The following is a 22631-nucleotide window of genomic DNA, read 5'->3' on the forward strand; positions in this document are numbered from 1 at the left end:
GGAATACCTTAATAAAACAATCAATAAAAATCAGTATCAGAAAACCTATAAACAAAACGACCAACCCATCCTGTAAATCCTTAAATCCTGGTTATCCTGATTCAGACAATTACAAAGGTAAAGGGCAAAAAATAAGAGTATAAAGAGCTACAGAGTCTACTCCGCACCACTACATACAACCCGAAAACCGACATAGCTGTTGCTGCCCACGAGGTAGCTGTTGTGGCGATAAGCAGAACGGCAAATACCAGGACTGTAGCCCCACGAACCACCGCGCAGCAGCTTAGAATCAAAGCTTAGACTTATCCACGCGCTTCCATCTGTAGGCGCATCTTCATAATTATCATGCCAATCATCTTGAGACCATTCCCACACATTGCCGTGCATATCATATAATCCAAATTCATTGGCTATTTTAAAACTTCCTACTTCTGTTGTTTCTCCTTTCCGAATTCCTTCAACTCCATCACCATAAGTATAGTTACCATTATAATTAGCTAAATCTGTGGTAATCGTCTCACCAAAATGAAATGGTGTGGTAGTTCCGGCACGACAGGCATATTCCCATTCTGCTTCACTGGGCAGTCTATAGGGTCTTTGAGTGTGATTTGATAGTCGGTTACAAAACTCCACCGCATCATGCCAAGAAACCGGTTCTACAGGGCGATTTGCTCCTTCAAACCTAGATGGGTTTGGTTTTAGTTCTTGGTTGACTTGAGGTAAAGTAGCTACTACTTGCCATTGTGCTTGGGTAACAGGATATTTACCCAATAAAAACGGTGGTACTGTAACTTGATGCTGGGGACTCTCAGTTTCCCTGCGTCCTGGCTCATTTTTTGGTGAACCCATCATAAAAGTTCCGCCAGGAATTGCTACCATTTCTAGTTGAATACCATTACCTAAGTCTTCTATAAACTGCTGGGCTTGTTTTTGTTTTCTCTTAATACTCAATTCTGTTTTTTGTTTCGGCCATCCTAATTTTTTAAGCTCAATAGTAGCAACTTCAAAATCAAAAGGTTCTAAGTTGATAGATGTCTCATTTTCTGTGATGATAGCAGATTCAAATTCAAAGGTTTTGATTTCTGGTAGAGGTAATTCGTGAATTACCCCTAGCAGAGTTTAAAAAGTAAGCAAAGATTTCCTTGTATTCTTGATCTGAAAATGCAGTTATGATAATTCCTATCGCATCATCAAGCATTTCTAAAAGAATATCTGGGTCATGATTTTCTTGATATATTTTAAATATTTTCTGACAGACTTGATTTTTAGTAAGTTGCTCCCATTTATTTAACCAAATCCCTTGATTTTTAAGATATTGTGGCAATAATCGTTTATAATCACGAACAATTACCCGATACTTTTTACACAAATGGAATGGAACATTATTTTCTGTTATTATCCATTGTTCTACAGGATAGTTAAGCATTTCCGTAGGCATAAAAAAGACTAAGTTGATATCTTTCTGTAAAGGAACTGTTATTTTTTCTGTGAGAATTAAATTTAATGTTTTTGGTATTTGCTCAAGTTTAAAACTATCATTGGGAGAATCAGAAACATCTATTTTAAGACAGTCTTCATTATTTTGTATATTAGGAATTACCCAAACACTAATATTAAATTTCTTTGAGTTTATTTTTGAAGGTTCAATTTTAATTAATATGTATGATTCTAGGATAGTATCAGTATTTCTATCTGGTTTATTAACATCTTGAATCAGTTTATCAAAATCTTCTATATTATTACTTCCCCATTTTTTTAAATCTTCTAACTTTGTTTGAGGAATCTGAGAATTAGTAATTAAATATTTGATAAATTTTGCTGTATTGTCGTTATGATTAAATTTTATGTTACTATCTAAACTACGTTTATCCAGATTATACAAATCTTTAACAATACCTTCTACTGTGATTAGTAGATTTCCCCATGAATAACACGCCTTATAAGCTGTTTGAATAGCAGAATTTATAGCTGTATCCAGATTAGCAGTTAAGGCTTGAATGAGGCTTAAAAAACTCCAAGATTCAATTATGATTTTTGCAGGAATCATGTATCCCACTTTAACATTTCTTCGTACTCCCGCATAAGGTTGTCCATCTGGATCAAGTTCTGAAGATACAACTATTCCCACAAAACTAGCCAATTTTTCAACCCAAACAGGCGCACCACTAAAACCTGATTCAATATAAAATTTAGATTGAGTTTCTACATCCATCTGTACCAAACCAGAACCATTAGTATCTACAAGTTTTCCTTCTGTAGTTACCCCCTCATCATGTCCTATAGGAAATCCTAAAACAGAGAATTGATGTTGATATGATACTTCCAAACTTAATGGAAAAGATATATAACTTGTTGGTAAATTACCTTGTAATTCCAGAATAGCTATATCTTCTTCATATTTATAAATATCAGATCGAGGTTTCCATGCAATAACTTTCGCTTCAAACTTTGGCTTATTTTTTTCCGCAGGAAAAAGGAAATCAACCTTTACTAAATCTGAAGGTTTTTCTGGAGTAGAATGTGCAATATCTAAAGCATCTGCAACTACATGAGCGCAGGTAATAATATATTTATCATATATCAATAAACCTGCACCTTTTACCTCATCAGAAAGATGATAAATTCTGGCAATGTGGTTTTTATGTAATTCTTTTATTTTAGCATCTACCATAAACTAACTATGCTGTTTTGTTATTCCACTTCACGGTGATTTCAAAAGTTAGTTCACTTCCCAAAGAACTAAATACAATTCCAGCATTAGCAGTTAGTTTGACACCAAATTTTATTTCTGTTTCATCGGGGGTAATATCAATATCCTTGAGTTTAGAAACAACAGTAGTAATAACAGGCTTAATTTCCTCTAATGCTTGATCAAACTTTTTACTAGCAGCAGTGACAGAAACTCCATTTCCCCGTGATACGGCTTTCGGCGCTCCTGGTTGGGTTGGTTGTTTGTCTACTTCTACTAAAAAAGTAGTTCCATCTTCCAAAGCAAACTCAATTAATTGCTTTTCTGGCATATTAGATATATATATTGTGAATCAGTCTATGTAAGGTCAAATATACCACATTGCCAACATATTTAAACAGCACAAAATAGCACTAAAGATAGTTGTCGCATAGCTAAAGGTATACTTAGCCCAAACTTACCCAAAAAATTAAGGACGAGTATTAAACCCGTCCTAGAACTACCTAAAACCGTGAATTAATCGGTTTTGGCTGATTTTTCTCAAAGGCGACACCCGGATTTGAACCGGGGGATGGAGGTTTTGCAGACCTCTGCCTTACCACTTGGCTATGTCGCCGCGCCCACAATTACTAATCGTAGCACCATTTTTCCAAATTTGCACCATCTAGGAGAAATTTTTTTGAAGATTCATGTTTTTACTTAACTGGACAGACAAAAAGCCTGTCCTCCAATGGATCTTAGGGATTTAACTTCACTTCTTCGGCAAAATTCGCCCAGCGCGCAAAGTAAAATGGCCCTGCGACAGAACCCCAAATATGTTCATCAGTATCAGGATTTCGTCCTCTGTCGCGGCTGATGAACTGTTGACCATCAAGTTCAAAATCACTATCTAAATAGGTTCTTTGCCCGTCACGGATGACAATGCAGCCTTTTCCTGGTTCGACTGTGCCTTGGAATTTGTTCCCAGTCCACTCTACAATCATGTTACAACCACAGAGTCTTTCCAAGCGATCGCTCGTTAAAGTCTGCAATCTTGGTAAATCACGGGAAGCACCATAAAAGTCTTTTTCATCTTTGACAGTATAGTTTTCAATATGGATTTTATCCCCCACCGTCGTCAGATGTAACACCCGCACCCGATAGGGCTTATTCAGCATATAATCATAAGCTTGTTCCACGAACAAACTTACCCCTGATAATACCCCCCAATCCAGGGGACGCATACATACACGAATATGGGCAAAAAAAGCCGGATTCTCAAAAACCTGGGCTTGATTGCTAAAATCAGCCGCCATCCAACGAGCTAAGGTGACAATATCTGTAGAATGAGTCATACCGATTTCGGATTTGGGAATAGGAATGCAATTAATTTTAAATCCTGATTACCCTCAATCTACACTTTTCTATTGTATGTACTTAACCGAATCGTCCAGACACATAGTCATGGGTGCGAGTATCTAGCGGATTCCGAAAGATTTGACTAGTCTCCCCGAATTCCACCATTTGACCAATGCGACTTTCATCAGTGCTGAAAAAAGCAGTAAAATCAGAAACGCGAGTTGCTTGCTGCATATTATGAGTAACAATCACAATCGTGAATTCTGTTCGTAATTTGTGAATTAATTCTTCTACTTTCATTGTAGCGATCGGATCAAGGGCTGAACAGGGTTCATCCATTAGTAAAACCTTGGGTTTAACCGCTAAAGCCCTAGCGATACAGAGACGTTGTTGTTGTCCACCAGAAAGACCTGTAGCAGACTGATGAAGTTTATCTTTGACTTCATCCCACAAAGCCGCACCTTTGAGGGCAGATTCGACAATTTCATCTAATACTACTTTTGGAGATTTACCAGCAATTCTCACACCATAAGCCACATTTTCATAAATGCTCATGGGAAAAGGATTGGGTTTTTGGAATACCATGCCAATTTCCCGACGCAGACGATTGATATTAATCTTAGGATCGTAGATGTTCTGACCAAAAAATTCTATCTGACCTTCGACTTTGACTTTTCCTTCTAATTCACTAATCCGATTAATGGTTTTAATAAATGTAGATTTACCACAACCACTAGGACCAATTAATGCAGTAACTTGGTTTTTATAAATATCTAATGATATTCCTTCAATAGCTTTATAGTTTCCATAATAAAAGCTAAGATTCTTGACTTGGATGGCAGTAGTTAAGTTACTCATGATTGACTAAAGTACGAAAGAAAATTTTTAGTTGACCTTATCTTTTCTTAGCAATTACGCGAGATAGCACGCTGAAAAACAAAACTAAAGTTAGGAGAATGATGGAGGTTGTCCATACTAATTGATTTACGGCTGGATCAGGATTGTTATAAAGGTTAAAAATCAATACTGGTAAGGAAGCAGTAGGACTTAATAAACCATCTGACCAATTTTGACTAAATAAAGCGGTAAAAATTAGTGGCGCTGTTTCGCCAGAAGCACGGGCTATAGCCAAGGAAATACCCGTAGTAATCCCTGGGATAGCCGAACTAACAATAACACGAAAGGTAGTTTGAAAACGAGTTCCTCCTAAGGCTGCGGATGCAAGACGTTGGGGAACAGGAATGAGCTTTAAAGCCTCTTCTGTTGTCAATACTATCATTGGTAGCATGATTACAGCTAAGGCAAAACCACCGGCAATGGCGCTAAATCCCTTAGTTAATAAAACAATTACACCATAAGCGAACATCCCCACAATAATGGAAGGAACACCTGTCAGAATGCTAGTAACAAACCGGACATACTGAGTAAATGGGTTAGTTTGACTAAATTCTGCTAAAAATATTCCTGTAATTACCCCCACAGGAATACTGAGTAATGCACCGATACTTACCATAAGTATAGTACCAAGAATAGCATTAGCAAACCCATTTTCAATTAATGGATGAAATAACATCTCTAGCTTGAAACCAGAAAGCCCCCGTGACATGATTTCCCACAGTATGGATGATAGTGGCAACAGTGCTAAAACACTCAAACCAAAGGCAATCCCATTCATTGCGTATGTAAATAATTGCCTACCTCTGGATAATGGCTGATACAATTCAGTCGCTGTGGACTGATCTATTTCTGAATTTGGATAAGCACTCATGTTAATTTTGGATTTTGGATTTTGGATTTTGAATTGTCTGTCAAGTTATGCAAGGGAATGAGGGAAAACATTTAGAAAGAAAGCCATACAATACAGCGGTTTCCGCTCTTATGAGGTACAAAGTTGAATCATGAAACTCTTGTAGTGCGGGCATACTTCGACCCTTCGACAGGCTCAGGGCATCGCTTGCTCAGTACAAGTCTTGCCCGCTAGATATGTACCTCATAACACCGGAAAGTGCTGTAATAAACCGTTACTTCTTCCTCCTGACTCGGTGACTCCTTGATTCCTGACTCCTGACTCCTGACTCGGTGATTCCTGTTATCTATTCTTTTTAGCAACCCACTCCACTACTAATACAGCCGCAATATTTATAGCTAGAGTTAAGGCAAATAAAATTAGACCTAAATAACTTAATGCCCCAATATGTAAGCCCGGTTCGGCTTCGGCAAATTCATTGGCTAAGACTGCGGGAATATTATATGCTGGATCTAAAAGAGATATACTAATTTGGGCGGAGTTACCAATTAGCATCGTTACAGCCATTGTTTCTCCTAAAGCCCTACCCAGAGATAGCATTGTTGCACTAACCATCCCAGAAAATGCTGCTGGTAATAAGACCCGAAAAACTGTTTCCCAACGAGTTCCCCCTAAAGCCATAGATGAGCTACGTAACTCTTTAGGAATAACCATTAAAACATCACGAGAAATAGCTGCCATTGCGGGTAAGGTCATAATGGCGAGAACAATACCTGCTGTCAACATATTGTTGCCGGCAGGGTCTTGTGTATTAAATAGTGGTATAAACCCAAGGACACTACTTAACCATTTTTCTATGGGGACGATGAAAGGAATAAAGATGAAAATTCCCCATAAACCAATAATTACACTGGGGATAGCGGCAATTAATTCGATGACAAAGGCTATGGTAGTTTTGACTGGATTTGGTAAAAAGTCTTCACTTGTGACTAAGGCTATGGATATGCCTACGGGTATAGTTAATAAAACAGCGATCGCACTGCTGACCAAAGTTCCATAGATGTAAGGTAATGCCCCAAAAATTTGATTCCCTGTATCCCAATCTTGTCCCCATAAAAAGCCCAATCCAAATTTATCAATAGCTGGTTGTGCTTCTTTATAAATCACCCAGGTCATGACAAAGAGGATAGCTACAGTAATACCAGAGAAAATATACACTAGCCATGTAAATCCCTTATCAAACCAGAAATTAACGCCACCAGTGGATGTTAAATCAATATCTCCATCACTTAAATTAGCCATGATCAATAAAAAGTTTATGAAATCTGGTACATTAGATATAAGCGTTCACCAATCAGTCCGTAGGGGTAATTCATGAATTACCCCCACCAAATTAGGATGATCAAATTTAGCTACGTAACAGTCTAGATGACGGCTGAATGCTTACGTAAAAATTACTTAACGGTGCTATTTACTGTTTGGAGAACACGGTTCACAACATCACTAGGAATTTTAGTGTAGTTGAGGTCATCATTATACTGTTGACCGTCTTTGAGTACCCAGTTAATCCATTTCTTCACAGCTTCAGCTTTCGCAGGATTAGAATACTTTTGATAAACCATCATCCATGTCAAACCAACGATAGGATAACCTTGACTGGGATCTCCGATAAAAACGCGGTAGTTACTAGGAAAAGCTACATTGGATAAAGCTGAGTTAGCAGATGCTAAAGAAGGAGCAACAAATTCTCCTTTCTTATTTTGTATTTCTGCTGAATTTAGTTTGTTTTTAGTAGCGTAGTCATATTCAACATAACCAATAGATCCAGGGTTGCTTCTCACTAAAGCTGCTACTCCAGGATTACCTTTACCTTTGAGAACGTTGGGTAGAGTCCATTTGGGAGCGGTGTTAGCTCCAATTCTGCCTTTGAAATAACCACTAATAGCACTTAAATGGTTGGTGAAAATAAATGTTGTACCACTACCATCAGCGCGAACTACAAATTTAATTGGACTGTTTGGGAGGTTTACACCGGGGTTATCCGCTTTAATTTTTGCGTCATCCCAGTTTTTAATTTGTCCAGAGAAAATTGCTGGTAATGTAGCACGAGATAATCTCAGTTTGCTGACACCAGGTAAATTATAAACAACGGAAACGGCACCACCAGCAGTGGGTACTAAGATCACACCATTCTTAACTTTAGCGATTTCATCATCTTTCATCGCTGCGTCACTACCACCAAAGTCAACTGTTCCCGCAATGGTTTGACGAATACCACCACCACTACCAATGGCTTGATAGTTAACTTTCAAGTCGGGGTATTTTTTCTTAACTTCACGAGCATAACGTTCGTACAAAGGAGCGGGAAAGGTTGCTCCAGCACCGTTTAAAGTTTGAGCTTGAGCGATCGCACTCAGCATTGGACTCAATGCAACAGCCCCGGTTATGACTGAAGTGGCAACAACACGATTCAAAATGGTGGATAAAAAAGCCATACTGCCTCTTAAGTTTTTAGAAATACTTACTTAGGGAATTACATCCTGGTATTAATTTGATACTAAATAGTTAAGAGAAGATTAAGAAACGAACAATCTCAGTTTAAATTCAATTTAAACATTTAATTTTAAGTAGTCGGACAAAATTAAATTCACTCGTTGAGAGAGGGAACAGGGAACAGGTAATTGGTAATTGGTAATTGGTAATTGGTGATTGGTAATTGGTAATTGGTAATTGGTAATTGGTGAAAACTATTCTTCTTTCTCCTTCCTCCTGAACTCCTGACTCCTAATTCTATAAAATATCCTAGCAGTGTTATGTAAATAAACAGTCTGCTAGGAATACGTGGTATTATTTGCCATGTTTGAGCGGATTAGTATTTATTTATTTGCATAACAATACTTTTTTATCCCTAACCACAATAAACAAAAAAGGTGATAAATTGGTTAAGATAATTCATGTAAATGGTTAATTTGTGATTAAAATCAGAGTCCAAGATTGCTAACGGATGTATTTTTTCTGGTAATCTAAGCTGGCACTTTCAGGGTTTTTCATAGTCATGACAACCTTGACTGTGGCAAAACAAGTGATTAAAGAGAATTTTATGGCGCTCATAGTTCAAAAATACGGTGGTACATCAGTTGGTTCAGTTGAACGCATTCAAGCCGTTGCTGAGAGGATTGAAAAAACTGTAAAAGCTGGAAATTCTGTAGTAGTAGTGGTTTCAGCGATGGGTAAAACTACTGATGGGTTAGTGAAACTAGCTCATGATATCTCTAAAACTCCTAGTCGTCGGGAAATGGATATGCTGCTTTCTACGGGAGAGCAAGTTACCATTGCTTTACTAAGTATGGCATTGCAGGAAATTGGTCAACCAGCAATTTCGATGACTGGCGCTCAGGTGGGCATTGTTACCGAAGCAGAACACTCTCGCGCTCGGATTTTACATATTGAAACTGAACGCTTAATGCGGCAAATTAATGGCGGCAAAGTGGTTGTGGTTGCAGGGTTTCAAGGAATTAGCAGTACAGAAGAATTAGAAATTACTACTTTGGGACGTGGTGGTTCTGACACTTCCGCAGTGGCAATAGCCGCCGCTATCGGTGCAGATTTTTGTGAAATTTATACAGATGTCCCCGGAATTTTAACTACAGATCCGCGCCTTGTTCCCGAAGCTCAATTATTGACAGAAATCACTAGTGATGAAATGCTGGAATTGGCTAGTTTAGGGGCGAAGGTATTACATCCCAGGGCTGTGGAAATTGCCCGTAATTATGGCGTTCCCCTGGTGGTACGGTCGAGTTGGACAGATCAGCCCGGAACTTGGGTAACAACGCCTCCAAGGCAAGATCGGGCGTTAGTGAATTTAGAATTAGCTCGACCTGTGGATGCTGTGGAGTTTGATATTCAACAGGCAAAGGTGGCTTTATTGCGTGTTCCTGATAGACCAGGGGTAGCAGCCCAGTTATTTGGGGAAATTTCCCAGCAAAATGTTGATGTTGATTTAATTATTCAGTCTATTCATGAAGGTAATACTAACGACATTGCTTTTACAGTAAATTCATCAATATTAAAACGGGCAGAAGCAGTATCATTAGCTATAGCACCGATATTTAAAAATCAGCATACTTCAGATGAAGCGGAAGTGATGGTAGAGAAAGATACTGCTAAAGTGAGTATTGTGGGCGCGGGAATGATTGGTCGTCCGGGGGTAGCAGCGCAGATGTTTAAAACTTTGGCTGAAGCTGGTGTAAATATTCAGATGATTTCTACCAGTGAAGTTAAGGTGAGTTGTGTTGTTGATGCGGTAGATTGCGATCGCGCTATAGCTGCTCTCTGTCACACCTTTGAAATTAATTCTTCCTCTACTGCTTTAGCTTCTCCTAGTGCTAATACCCCTGCTGTGCGTGGTGTCGCGTTGGATATGAATCAAGCGCGAATTGCGATTCGGCAAGTACCAAATCGTCCGGGTATGGCCGCCAAATTGTTTGGATTTTTGGCAGAATATAATATCAGTGTGGATATGATTATTCAATCTCAACGGTGTCGAATAGTAGATGGTGTTCCCCGTCGAGATATTGCCTTTACTGTAGCGAGAATGGACGCAGAAAATGCCCAACAGAAATTACAGCAAGTTGCAGCGGAGTTTGATTGGGGTGAGGTAGTATTAGATCAGGCGATCGCTAAGGTGAGTATAGTTGGTTCTGGGATGGTGGGACAACCAGGTACCGCTGCCAAAATGTTTACAGCTTTAGCCAAAAATCACATCAATATTCAAATGATTGCTACTTCGGAAATTAAAATTAGTTGTGTTGTGGGAGAAGATGAAGGGGTGAAAGCTTTGCAAGTTATTCACTCAGCTTTTGATTTGGCTGGAAGTGAAAAATTTGTAGTTCCAGTGTAACCAACCTTATTTTTTATAGGATAATCCCATAGGGTGGCCAATTTCCACCCTAGATTTATGTAAATTTTTGTTACTTTTACTTTTCTCAGGTTATGTTATTTAAATACAATCTTCTGGGAGTAATTACTCTGATACCTAAAAATATGCAGATTGGAGCGAAATATCTTCAAAACTTCTTCTACTGATGGTATTTTAAATCTACTAGGAAAAACAATGATTGAAATTACAGAACAGCCTAAAGAATTACAGGAACGGTTCAAAAAGTTCACGATCTTACATTCCAATGATATGCACGGTGACTTTTTGGCTGAGGCCAAAGGAGCAGAAGGTAATCTTATTGGTGGGTTAGCTCTGATTTCTGGATATCTCAATAAAGTACGTTCTGAAGAGAAAAACACACTATTTGTAATTTCCGGTGATATGGTTCAGGGATCAATGATTGATACCGAATATAAAGGGGTTTCAACCATAGAAATCATGAACTATCTTGCCCCTAGTGTCGTCACTTTAGGAAATCATGAATTAGACTATGGATTGCCTCATTTACTTTTCCTAGAAAAGATGGCAAATTTCCCCATTGTCAATGCCAATCTTTATATCAAAAAATATAACAAACGCTTGATGAATCCTTATCTAATCCTCAATGTAGACGGATTTGATATTATGTTCATTGGCATTGTTACCGATGAGGTACTAAAATCCTTAAAACTGGATTCTAGTATTGGTACTTTTATCAATCTAGAAGATGCTGCGGCCGAAGTTGGTAAAATTTGTAATGCTTACAAAACAGAGGATATTGACTTAACAATTCTGCTTACCCATATTGGCTTTGAAGAAGATAAAAAACTAGCAGCAATGCTTGATCCAGTCTGGGGTGTGGATATGATCATTGGTGGACATTCTCACACTTTTTTGGAACAACCCGCTAAAGTTAATGATATTCTCATTACCCAAGCAGGTGTAGGTACAGATCAGATTGGACGTTTTGATATTGTAGTTGATGATGATACAAACAGTATTGTGGACTGGAAATGGCAACTGATTCCTGTAGATCATAATCTCGCTGAACCAGATCCAGATCTCACCAATTTTATTAACTCTTTTAAAGACGAGGTAGATCGAAAATATAATCGTCTAATTGGTCGTTTAAATCGTAAACTTACCCATCCTAAACGGGAACAAGAAACGGATTTAGGTAACTTAATTACTGATATTTTTGCCCAATTAGAAGCAACAATAAATGTGACTTTAATTGGTAGTGGCTCAATCCGAGGCACAGAATTAGGTCCTTTAGTAACCCTGGGTAATTTGAAAAAAGTTTATCCCTATGATGGTCCGCTTTATAAAATTAAAGTGACAGGGGGGAAACTGCTTAAAATGTTTAATTATATTATGAGAGCAGAAAACCGAATTCCTGGTGAAAGTAATTATTTCCAGGTGAATAAAGGTATTCAAGCTGTTTACCATGAGGCTGAGAAAAAGCTAGAATCATTAACAATTAATGGAGAACTTGTACAACCTGAAACCCATTATATACTCTGTTTGCAAGAGTATCATTACAAAAATTCATTTGCCAGCCTCAATTTAACTAAGGAAGAATTGGTTGAATTAAGTGAGCCTAAAGTGGTAACTACATCTGCCCAAAATGTACTTGAAGAATATTTTGCTTCTCATCAACTTCTTGATAGTCAAATTGAAAAAAGACTAATTATTAAATAGGAAGTAATCTACTACAATCACAAAACTACTGGGGGTGGGGTTTTCCGCCCTCAATAGTATTAAATCAGATGATTTATATGTTTTTTAAAATTGTTTAATTATTGAAAATCCTCCCTTTAATTTCCTCTACCAAATCTGCCAAAGCTACTTCTATTTGTTCACCACTTTGTAGATCTTTCAATGATGATTTTTGTGCTGCTGCTTCTTCCGCACCAATAATTACACAAAATCTAATTCCCTGTTTATCTGCGGCTTGAAATTGTTTACCTAAAGGGCGTTTTTCAAAGTTAGTCACAACATTAATTCCCCCTTGACGTAACTGTTGAGATACTTGTAAATAAACAGGCATTAAATCCTCTTGCATATTTACTACTACCACTTGAGTAGGAGTTGCAGATAAAGTATTGAGAATACCCGCTTTTAACAACCTGCTAATTAACCGAGTTAAACCAATAGAAATACCCACACCAGGCATTTTTTCACCGATAAATGTTCCCACTAATTCTTCATATCTACCACCAGAACAAATACTTCCCAAAGCTGCATGACCTAATAAGGTAGTTTCATAAACTGTTCCAGTATAGTAATTTAAACCACGAGCAATAGATAAATCAATACAGAAACGTTTATCAGCAACTCCTAAATTTCTCACTCCATTAATGACAGTTTCTAATTCAGTTACTCCCAAATTAAATTGTTCTGCTTCTGGCAAACTTTCAGCGAGGTATTTGAGTTTATCTAAAACATCATCAATACTACCATCAATTTTCACAAACTCAATAATTTTTTCCGTTTGTTCTGAAGAAATACCTTCTGTCTCTAACTCTTGTTTAACTTTAGCTTCGCCAATTTTCTCCAAATTATCAATAATACTAATGCAGGTTTTAATTTGGTTTTCAGCAACTCCTACTGATTGGAAAAATCCTGTCAGGATTTTGCGGTTATTAATGCGAATGACAAAATCACCAATATTAATCTTTTCAAATATTTCCGTGATAATTGCGGGCATTTGGGCATCATAAAGTAAACTCAGTTTACCACGAGCAACTACATCTATATCACATTGCCGAAACTGTCGAAATCGTCCATCTTTTGCCCGTTCACCCCGAAATACCATATCCATTTGATAACGAGCAAAAGGAAAAGTTAATTCATTTAAGTGACGAGCAATATAAGCAGCAAAAGGAACAGTTTGATCAAATTTCAAAGCTCTTGCTTCTGAACCAGTTTCTCCAGATTTATCCTTTTCTGCTTGGCGATTTGGTGGTAAAATTGGGTCAATACCATAGATAATATTATCACCTTGATTACCTTTAGCTTGCAGGACTTCTAACCTTTCTACTGCTGGAGTTTCAATGGGTGTAAAACCATAACTTTCAAAAACTTTACGAATAATATCCAGTAAATATACTTCTAAACGCTTTTCGCTAGGTAGAAATTCAGGAAATCCGCTCGGAGTAGAAAAGTTGATTTTGTCACTTTTAGTCATGTTTTTACCTTAATAAATGGGAAATTAACCACAGAATTACTATTTTACCCTTTCTTCTTGAATTAGAGTGCGTTGATAAATTTGATCATTTTTAAACCAGTGCCAAGTCCGAGCGCGATGATTATCGTCAGGGCTAATCTGAATCATTTCATATAAGTACATAGTGGGAAATTGTTTATAACTAAAATACAACATCACTGTAGAATCATCAACTTCCCAAGCTTGACCTTCAATCCGTTCAGTATCAAACCAAATTTTCTGATCTTTGTAAGTTGCAGGAAAATTATGTTCTTCTTCTTTACCATTAGACCAAGTATAATGATTAATTTGATAGTAAGAATATGGGCTATTTTCTGGAAATTGACAACTGAGATAAGAATCATGTTGATCAATGATTTTACCTGTAATATCAACTACTGTATAAGTCCCCGACCACTCACCTTGATGACGAGCTAAAACAGGCATTTCTAGACGAATATTAGACATAAGATAATTTGGTAATTGATAATTGGTAATTGAGAAAACCTTTTACCCAGTTTCCATATCCCTAATCTTCATTATTAAACCACCAAGGGTCTTTATCAATGTTAGTTTTAATCAAAAAGGCTTTTTTTCGCATAAAGCGTTTAAAGGCAGCTTTACCCATGCGTGAACCTCCCAAACCAGAAAATTTAAAGGCGTTTTTTTCTCCTTCTTGCATCATAGCTGTTAACCCTGCATCATTAATACTAATAGCACCTACATCTATTTGCATACCAATTTCTAATGCTAACTCTTCTGATTCAGAAAATATAGCAGCACTTAATCCATAAATAGAATCATTAGCTAAATTTATCGCTTCTTCTATATTAGCAAAAGACATAACCGGCATAATTGGACCAAATGTTTCTTCAGTCATTACTTTCATGGAATGGTCAACTTCAGTCATAACCGTGGGACGACACCACCAACCTCCACCTAATTCTTCTACTTTACCACCACAGTGAATTACTGCCCCTTTAGAAACTGCATCTAGCAGATGATCATTAATAATAGCTGCTTGTTTTTCACAAATAATCGGACCAATTTCACCACTTTCAATAGTTGGGTATGCCAATTTCAATTTATGGGATTTAGTGACTAATTGATGATAAAATTGTTCAAAAATAGATTCAGCAACATAAATTCTTTCAATTGATAAACATGACTGTCCAGAATTCACAACAGAACCCCACAAAATTGCTGAAGTTGCTAAGTCTAAATCTGCTGATTCTAAAACAATAGCTGGGTCTTTGCCACCTAATTCTAAGCAAGCAGGAATGAATTTTTGGGCTGCTGCTTCTGCCACTAAACGCCCAGTTTCTACACTACCTGTAAAACAAATTAAATCTACATCTTCGATTAAATCTGCTCCTGTTTGTCCTGCTCCTTCGACAAAATTTAAAACATCACGTAATTGCGGAATTGTATTCAGAGTTGTCATTAAAGGAGCAACAAAACGGGGAGTGATTTCACTGGGTTTAACTATGACTGCACAACCCGCTAATAAAGCTGGAATTGTATCAATTGTAGATAACAATAGGGGAAAATTCCAAGGACTAATTATGCCAACCAGAGGATAAGGAACAGCCGTTTGTTGTAAAGCAATAAACGGAATAGATGTATTTTTAGCTGTCCCTTGTAGTAATTGTGGAGCTAAATTACACCATTTATCAATATTAGCAATAAATGAATCTACTTCTGTCACTGATGTTGATAATCTTCCCGTATCACTAACTAAAGCTTCTGTTAATTGTGTTCGGTCTGATAATATCGCTTTTTTCCAGGCTTTTAAAGCGGCAATTCTGCCTTCAACTCCTAATTTCTGCCAGATAATTTGTCCTCTTCGCAACCGGTGACATTGCTGGGAAAGTAATTTTGGTGGTGGAGGAACGATGACATAATCAAATTTACCTGTGCGGGGGTTGCGGACTTCTATTGGTTTACTCATTTGTGATTAATTTAAATGTTATCTCTCGCAATTTCTCTTAGAGGATGTTTGAAAAGTTGTATTCCGTAATTTTCATCACATTGCTACCCCCCTTTCCCCTTGTAAAGGGGGGAAACAATAAAAATCCAGTTCCCTCCCCTTGTAAAGGGGAGGGTTAGGGTGGGGTAAAAAATATTTGATACATCAACCATAACTTTTCAAACACCCTCTTAGAGATCCCTAAGGGTAGGCGCAAAGGCGGAAAGGAAGAAATACAATAAGTTTTCTAACACGTTTTTACAGTATTTTTGGTTCAAAAAGAGGAATTTTATTTGGGAACTGGTCACATTCTAATTGTTCCATCTTTGCTACTACAGATTTTAATGCCCTTAGGGTCAGGAGTGGGGCTTCTGTCGGTTAAGCTAAAAAATTGCATTTATAGATAAAATACTGACAAAGAGCGATCAGATTTTTGTTAACACACAAGCTTTATGAAACCACAAATACCAACACAACGGGCAATTCTGGGATTAGAAGATTTTATATCTACTCCCTTAGCAGAGAAACTAGAACAGCATCTTCACATTGACAGTCGAGAAAGAGCGATCGCATTATTTCAAGATGTAGCTGCTAGTGTACCCGCTTACCAGGCATTTTTAGCAGAACGAGGCATAAATCCTCAAGATATTCAAACATTAGCAGATTTCCAAAACTTACCAAAAGTTAATAAAGAAAATTATATTTCCTATTATTCTTTGCCCCAATTGTGTAATAATGGAAAGATAGGAGGCTGTGATATGATCGCAGCTTCCTCTGGCTCAACAGGTAAACCCACATTTTGGCCGCGTTTCATCACTGATGAATTACAAATAGCTACCCGCTTTGAGCAAATTTTTCATGATAGTTTTCATGCAGATACTAAAACTACTTTAGCAGTAGTTTGTTTTGCTCTGGGAACTTGGGTAGGGGGAATGTTTACTACTAATTGTTGTCGTCATTTAGCCGCTAAGGGTTATCCGATTACCGTCATTACTCCAGGGAATAATAAACCGGAAATTTTGCGAATTGTCCAGGAATTAGGTGGTAACTTTGAGCAAGTTGTGTTATTAGGATATCCACCATTTTTAAAAGATGTCATTGATACGGGTATTACCAATAATATCGAATGGGGACAATATCATATTAAGTTAGTCATGGCAGGAGAAGTATTTAGTGAAGAATGGCGCAATTTAGTAGCCCAAAGAATAGGTTCTGAAAATCCCTGTGATGATTTTGCTTCTATGTATGGAACAGCAGACGCGGGAGTTTTAGGAAATGAAACACCTCTTAGTATTTGTATTCGGCGGTTTTTAGCAGTCACACCTCAAGCAGCTAAAGCATTATTTGGGGAGTCGCGTTTACCTACTTTAGTCCAATATGATCCTTGCAGTCGTTTTTTTGAAGTAGAAGATGGAAATTTACTATTTTCTGGGAATAATGGTGTGCCTTTAATTAGATATAGCATTTTTGATCAAGGTGGCTTAATTACTTATGCCCAAATGCTAGAATTTTTAGCAGCATGGGGTTTTAATCCTATTACAGAATTAGAAAATCATCGCGGAATTCATCAATTACCTTTTGTTTATATCTTCGGACGTTCTAATTTTACGGTTTCCTATTTTGGCGCAAATATCTATCCAGAAAATGTGACGGTAGGATTAGAACAACCAATTATTAGAGAATGGGTAACAGGTAAATTTGTTTTACAGGTAAAAGAGGATTTAGACAAAAACCGCTTTTTATCTGTAGTAGTAGAGTTAGCACCAGGAATAGAGGATAAAGAGGAGAAAAGATTATCTATAACTGCTGCTATTCTTGCTCAATTATTGCGTCTCAATAGTGAGTTTGCTAACTATGTTCCCCGACAATATCAAACTCCATTGGTAGAATTAAAACCCATTGGTGATATTGAATATTTTCCTATAGGTGTCAAACACAGATATACCCGGAATAATATGCGTAAATAGTCAAAAAATAGGTAAGAAATCAAAATCTCAAACTTTGCGCCTTTGCTTCTTTGCGCCTCTGCGCGAAACATAATTAATAATAACGCAACGGCCAAAATTTAATAAAACTCTTACCTACAATCAGGTTATTTGCATACTGCTTATAAAAGTTGCCAACCAGTACCTTGATAACCATAATCAAAGATATCTGGATGCAATATTTCTGCGAGAATTTCTAAAGAATCTACCAACCGCGGACCAGGACGGTTAAAATAAGCATTGCCATCAGTAATAAAGACTCTCCCTGATTGGACTGCATGGAGTTTTTTCCATTCTGGACGTTGAGTTAATACTTGAGCTTCTTGCTGAGTCTGTTGTAAATCAAAGCCACAGGGCATGAAAATAATCACATCTGGGTTACTATCTACTAATGTTTCCCATTTGACATGAGTAACAGGTTTATCCATCAGGCTAAATAATGGTTTTCCTCCTGCTAAGTTGATTAATTCAGGAACCCAATTTGTAGCGGTCATCAAAGGATCAGTCCATTCAACGCAAGCGACTTTAGGCATTTCTGCACAGGATAGCCCTTGCAGTCTTCGCTTACAAATTCTCACACGGGCTTCTAAATTTTCCAGTATTTCTACTGAATCTACTCCAAATGTGTGACTAACCCGTTCAATATCACCCCAAAGCTCCTGTAGTGTGTTCGGTTGTAAGGAAATTATTTGCGGTGAACTGTGGGTAAGTTGGGCAACTGCTTTTTCTACTTCCGGTAAACTGACGGCGCAGATATCACATTGATCTTGGGTGATAATGTGGGTAGGGTGCAATTTCTCTAAAACATCAATTTTGATTTTGTAGACACCTAAAGCAGATTGTAATAGATTGCTGGCTTCGTCATGAATAGAATGGCCATTAGCGTCACCATTCACACGGGCTTGGGTACAAACTGGAAGATTGGTGATTTCGGGAGGATAGTCACATTCATGCGATCGCCCGACCATAGCATCAAATAAACCCAGTTTAGCGACGATTTCCGTAGCACTCGGAATTAAAGAGACAATTCTTATATTGTTACTTGTATCAATCATAGTTTCACCCCCTGGGAATAGGAGTCAGGAGTCAAAAATAGAAAATGGTGTTAAGTTGTTTTTAACAGATGTTTCTACCCTCATTTTCACATATTTTTAGAGAGACGGTATCTATCTTGAGGATGTTAGCCTTTTGATTTTTCGACAAGCTCAGTAACCAGATTCCAGAATCTTAATTTTAATTAAGCGTTAACGAACCGTTTGCGAGATACACTGAAATGATCACAAAAACCCACCCCTGAAAGCGTTAGGGGTGGGTAATTCATAAATTATGGATTATGGATTTGGGACAGTGGCAAATTAGAACATACCCATACCACCCATGCCGCCCATACCGCCCATGCCGCCCATACCACCCATGCCGCCCATACCGCCCATGCCACCATCAGGGGCCCCAGCGGGTTGTTTTTCAGGCTTTTCAGCAATAATGGCTTCGGTAGTTAGTACCATACCGGCAATGGAAGAAGCATTTTGTAAAGCGGAACGAACCACTTTTGCGGGATCAATAATACCAGCCGCAATTAAGTCTTCAAATTCGCCTGTAGCTGCGTTATAACCGATATTCAAATCAGTTTCCCGAACTCTGGCAACAATGACAGAACCTTCTGCCCCAGCGTTTTCCGCGATTTGCCGGAGGGGAGCTTCTAAAGCTTTTTTAACAATATCAGCGCCAATTCTTTCTTCAGGAGTGAGGCTGTTTTTAATAGCATCTACCTTGGTAGATAGATAAATTAAGGTTGCACCACCACCAGGAACAATACCTTCTTCTACCGCTGCTTTGGTAGCGTTGAGTGCGTCTTCAATCCGCAAGGTTCTGTCTTTCAGTTCTGTTTCCGTAGCTGCACCGACTTTAATCACGGCAATACCACCAGCTAACTTAGCAATGCGTTCTTGCAGTTTTTCGGTATCATAATCGGAATCAGTTTCCGCCAATTGTTTACGAATTTGCTCAATCCGGATTTGGATTTCTGGTTTAGCAGTATTACCAGCGACAATGGTGGTATTTTCCTTGTCAATGTGGATTTTCTGAGCAGTTCCCAACATTTCTAAAGTAGCTGTATCTAAGCTCAAGCCAATTTCTTCAGAAATCATTTGTCCATCGGTAAGAATGGCAATATCTTCTAACATAGCTTTGCGACGTTCACCAAAACCGGGGGCTTTAATCGCAGCTACAGCCAATACACCACGGGCTTTATTTACAACCAATGTTTGTAAAGCATCACCGTCTACATCTTCAGCAATAATCAGTAAAGGTTGACCTAAACGGGCAACTTTTTCCAAGATAGGGACTAAATCTTGAATGCTGCTGATTTTCTTATCAACAATCAGGATACGGGAGTTTTCAAACTCTACTGTCATCCGTTCATTGTTGGTGATAAAGTAGGGAGAAATATAACCTCTATCAAGCTGCATTCCTTCCACTACTTCTAGTTCAGTGGTGAAGGATTTAGATTCTTCAACGGTAATTACACCGTCTTTAGTCACTTTCTCCATGGCCAGTGCAATCATCTGTCCGACTTCAGCATCATTACCAGCGGAAACTGTGGCAACTTGAGCGATGCCTGCGGCGGGCGATGCCAACGCACTTCCTTCTACAGGTTTAGTAATTTTGGCAATTTCTGCTACCAGTGCTTCAACGGTTTTATCAATACCCCGTTTTAAGCTAATGGGATTTGTCCCAGCGGCTACATTTTTTAACCCTTCTTTAATCAAGGCTTGTGCTAAAACTGTGGCAGTGGTAGTTCCATCGCCAGCTACATCCTTAGTTTTCGATGCTACTTCCTGAATAAGTCTAGCACCAGTATTTTCTAGAGGATCTTCTAATTCAATTTCTTTGGCAACAGTGATACCATCGTTAACAATTTGGGGAACACCAAATTTTTTCTCTAATAGGACGTTACGACCTCTTGGACCTAAAGTTATTTTCACTGCATCTGCCAGTGCGTTAATACCTCTTTCTAAAGCCCGTCGTGATTCTTCATTAAATGCAATAATCTTAGTCATGTTTTATTTTTCTATTGCTTCCATTAGACAATTTAGCACTCACTGACAAAGAGTGCTAATCCCTGTTCACAATTTAGATTAACAATCAAAATCCCAAAATTGATTAATATTAACAGTTGATACTTATGTTTGACCATAAAACTAATGATTCTATTGGGAGCAAATGAACTTAGCGAACTCCCTTAAATCCCTTGGCATTGCTGACCCTAGCGGCTCCGGCTGGTTAGCTGTAGTATTTACGTTTCTATTAGCTTTGATTGTTACCTGGCGGTTAATTCCCACAATTCGCAAATTTGCCTTAGAGGTAGGTTGGGCAGATCAACCCAACGCTCGACGATTGAATCAAGAACCTTTACCGAATGCGGGAGGTTTGGCAATCTACGCGGGTGTTATTGCGGCTTTGGTCTTGGCTAGTCTCTTGCGGCCGATTGAACTGCAAGGGGTCTTAGCCCAGGTTTTAACGATTCTCCTCGGTGGTTCGATTTTAGTTCTAGTTGGCTTTATTGATGACCAATTTGGCTTACCTCCGTCTGTGCGGTTATGGGCGCAGGTAACAACAGCACTTTTGTTGGTTGGTAATGGCATTAGCATCCAAGTTGCCTTTGGTACACCCATTGATTCTCTCTTATCTATGGCGTTAACCGTGCTGTGGGTAGTGGGAATCACCAATGCTATTAACCTCATGGATGGCATGGATGGTTTGGCTGGTGGCATTAGCTTTATTACTGCTATCAGTTTGTTAGGTGTTTCTGCCCAGTTTGATAATCGCGCTGCTGCTACTTTGGTTTTGGCAGCTTTGGGAGGGGCAGCACTGGGCTTTTTACGCCATAATTTTTACCCCTCACACATCATTATGGGTGATGCTGGAGCATACTTTTTTGGCTATGTTTTAGCAGCAACCAGTATTTTAGGGAAACTCCAATTAAATACAATCTATGCCCTAATACCTACAGTTTTATTTCTGCTGTTGCCAGTTATTGACACTACTCAAGTGTTTGTGCGCCGGCTCATGGCAGGAAAAAATCCTTTGAGTACACCAGGTAAAGACCACCTCCATCATCGCTTGTTAGCCTGGGGACTATCCCAACGGAATGCGGCTTTTATCCTCTGGTCAATTACTTTAGGCTGTAATTTGCTGGCTATGAAAGTCCAGGGTATGAGTTTATCAGTGATGCTGGTCACTGCTATCGGTATTATTTTGCTGTTAGGGTTTACCGTTTGGCAAAGAATGTTGAATAATCGGTGAATAAGGTTTAGCAGTCCCTTCAAGCCAGGGAATAAATTCCCTGTCTAAAAGCTGAAGTCGGTTAAAACCGACTATTTTAGCAAAAATAAGATAATTTTTGATTTTGAGTTAACTAGAGTGCGTTTTAACGCACTTTAGCTTTTAGACCGGAACTTAAGTTCCGGGGTGGTTTGTTCTTGTACTGAGCAGTTCGACCCTTCGACAAGCTCAGGGCATCGCAAGCTCACTGTACCAATTGATAGTAGTATTGACATTGGTGACTACCAATTTAAAAAATATCCTAACTTGTCGCATAGATATAGAGCTTGACACTTATCAGTATTTGTGTCAAACTTGTGCGTATATATATAGTCTTTAACTAAAAAGTGTTACAAGTTGTGACACATACTATTACCTTCAGACATCATCTTAATATCAGTAATTAATTAAATCCATGAATACTGCACTCAATTCTGCCCTGACGCTGACATAT

17 protein-coding genes and 1 tRNA gene are annotated in these 22631 nt (G+C 38.3%); 4 read left to right on the forward strand and 14 right to left on the reverse strand.

Features of this window, described 5'->3' with window-relative positions; genetic code table 11:
• Nucleotides 1-156 precede the first annotated feature (156 nt).
• From HGD76_RS06950 to pstS, 9 genes are all read right to left on the reverse strand, one after another.
• The gene (locus tag HGD76_RS06950) at nucleotides 157-951 is read right to left on the reverse strand and encodes a formylglycine-generating enzyme family protein (RefSeq protein WP_325064831.1); all 795 of its coding nucleotides are present in this window, start codon (nucleotides 949-951) and stop codon (nucleotides 157-159) included.
• Nucleotides 952-1066: 115 nt separating this feature from the next.
• Complete coding sequence (locus tag HGD76_RS06955; protein ID WP_168695328.1) at nucleotides 1067-2671, reverse strand: trypsin-like peptidase domain-containing protein; 1605 nt, start codon at nucleotides 2669-2671, stop codon at nucleotides 1067-1069.
• A gap of 7 nt (nucleotides 2672-2678) precedes the next feature.
• Nucleotides 2679-3020, reverse strand: a complete 342-nt coding sequence (locus tag HGD76_RS06960) for a CU044_2847 family protein (protein WP_168695329.1) — start codon at nucleotides 3018-3020, stop codon at nucleotides 2679-2681.
• A 213-nt stretch (nucleotides 3021-3233) separates the two neighbouring features.
• Nucleotides 3234-3305 (reverse strand) — tRNA-Cys (locus HGD76_RS06965).
• A gap of 121 nt (nucleotides 3306-3426) precedes the next feature.
• A complete protein-coding gene (locus HGD76_RS06970; RefSeq protein ID WP_168633793.1) occupies nucleotides 3427-4023 on the reverse strand; it encodes a chromophore lyase CpcT/CpeT in 597 nt (198 codons plus the stop codon).
• A gap of 82 nt (nucleotides 4024-4105) precedes the next feature.
• Nucleotides 4106-4885, reverse strand: a complete 780-nt coding sequence (gene pstB, locus HGD76_RS06975; protein ID WP_168695330.1) for a phosphate ABC transporter ATP-binding protein PstB — start codon at nucleotides 4883-4885, stop codon at nucleotides 4106-4108.
• Nucleotides 4886-4922: 37 nt separating this feature from the next.
• A complete protein-coding gene (gene pstA, locus HGD76_RS06980; protein ID WP_168695331.1) occupies nucleotides 4923-5795 on the reverse strand; it encodes a phosphate ABC transporter permease PstA in 873 nt (290 codons plus the stop codon).
• A 321-nt stretch (nucleotides 5796-6116) separates the two neighbouring features.
• Nucleotides 6117-7076, reverse strand: a complete 960-nt coding sequence (gene pstC, locus HGD76_RS06985; RefSeq protein ID WP_168695332.1) for a phosphate ABC transporter permease subunit PstC — start codon at nucleotides 7074-7076, stop codon at nucleotides 6117-6119.
• Between the two features lie 152 nt (nucleotides 7077-7228).
• The gene (gene pstS / locus HGD76_RS06990) at nucleotides 7229-8269 is read right to left on the reverse strand and encodes a phosphate ABC transporter substrate-binding protein PstS (protein ID WP_168695333.1); all 1041 of its coding nucleotides are present in this window, start codon (nucleotides 8267-8269) and stop codon (nucleotides 7229-7231) included.
• A gap of 605 nt (nucleotides 8270-8874) precedes the next feature.
• On the opposite strand from pstS, the gene HGD76_RS06995 reads away from it, so the two are divergent.
• Both HGD76_RS06995 and HGD76_RS07000 read left to right on the forward strand, forming a co-directional pair.
• A complete protein-coding gene (locus HGD76_RS06995) occupies nucleotides 8875-10674 on the forward strand; it encodes an aspartate kinase (RefSeq protein WP_168695334.1) in 1800 nt (599 codons plus the stop codon).
• A 213-nt stretch (nucleotides 10675-10887) separates the two neighbouring features.
• Nucleotides 10888-12393 carry a bifunctional metallophosphatase/5'-nucleotidase gene (locus tag HGD76_RS07000; protein ID WP_168695335.1) on the forward strand — a complete coding sequence of 502 codons (1506 nt, stop codon included), beginning with the start codon at nucleotides 10888-10890 and terminating at the stop codon, nucleotides 12391-12393.
• A gap of 94 nt (nucleotides 12394-12487) precedes the next feature.
• On the opposite strand, the gene hisS is transcribed toward HGD76_RS07000, so the two are convergent.
• From hisS to HGD76_RS07015, 3 genes are all read right to left on the reverse strand, one after another.
• Entirely contained in the window at nucleotides 12488-13882 is a 1395-nt protein-coding gene (gene hisS / locus HGD76_RS07005) for a histidine--tRNA ligase (RefSeq protein ID WP_168695336.1), read from the reverse strand.
• A gap of 39 nt (nucleotides 13883-13921) precedes the next feature.
• Nucleotides 13922-14368: a DUF3598 family protein gene (locus tag HGD76_RS07010; protein WP_168695337.1), complete on the reverse strand. Its 447-nt coding sequence runs from the start codon at nucleotides 14366-14368 to the stop codon at nucleotides 13922-13924.
• 61 nt (nucleotides 14369-14429) lie between these two features.
• Nucleotides 14430-15851 carry an aldehyde dehydrogenase family protein gene (locus HGD76_RS07015; RefSeq protein ID WP_015079672.1) on the reverse strand — a complete coding sequence of 474 codons (1422 nt, stop codon included), beginning with the start codon at nucleotides 15849-15851 and terminating at the stop codon, nucleotides 14430-14432.
• Between the two features lie 470 nt (nucleotides 15852-16321).
• Here HGD76_RS07015 and HGD76_RS07020 point away from each other — a divergent pair, with 470 nt between their 5' ends.
• Nucleotides 16322-17836, forward strand: coding sequence for a phenylacetate--CoA ligase family protein (locus tag HGD76_RS07020; RefSeq protein WP_168695338.1), 1515 nt, complete (start codon nucleotides 16322-16324; stop codon nucleotides 17834-17836).
• Between the two features lie 140 nt (nucleotides 17837-17976).
• Here HGD76_RS07020 and HGD76_RS07025 read toward each other — a convergent pair whose 3' ends face one another.
• Nucleotides 17977-18909 carry a cobalamin-binding protein gene (locus HGD76_RS07025; protein ID WP_168695339.1) on the reverse strand — a complete coding sequence of 311 codons (933 nt, stop codon included), beginning with the start codon at nucleotides 18907-18909 and terminating at the stop codon, nucleotides 17977-17979.
• Between the two features lie 300 nt (nucleotides 18910-19209).
• A complete protein-coding gene (gene groL, locus HGD76_RS07030) occupies nucleotides 19210-20913 on the reverse strand; it encodes a chaperonin GroEL (RefSeq protein ID WP_168695340.1) in 1704 nt (567 codons plus the stop codon).
• A gap of 163 nt (nucleotides 20914-21076) precedes the next feature.
• On the opposite strand from groL, the gene HGD76_RS07035 reads away from it, so the two are divergent.
• Entirely contained in the window at nucleotides 21077-22159 is a 1083-nt protein-coding gene (locus HGD76_RS07035; RefSeq protein WP_168695341.1) for an MraY family glycosyltransferase, read from the forward strand.
• Nucleotides 22160-22631: the final 472 nt, after the last annotated feature.

It is taken from the genome of Dolichospermum flos-aquae CCAP 1403/13F (assembly GCF_012516395.1).
Taxonomy (GTDB): domain Bacteria; phylum Cyanobacteriota; class Cyanobacteriia; order Cyanobacteriales; family Nostocaceae; genus Dolichospermum; species Dolichospermum lemmermannii.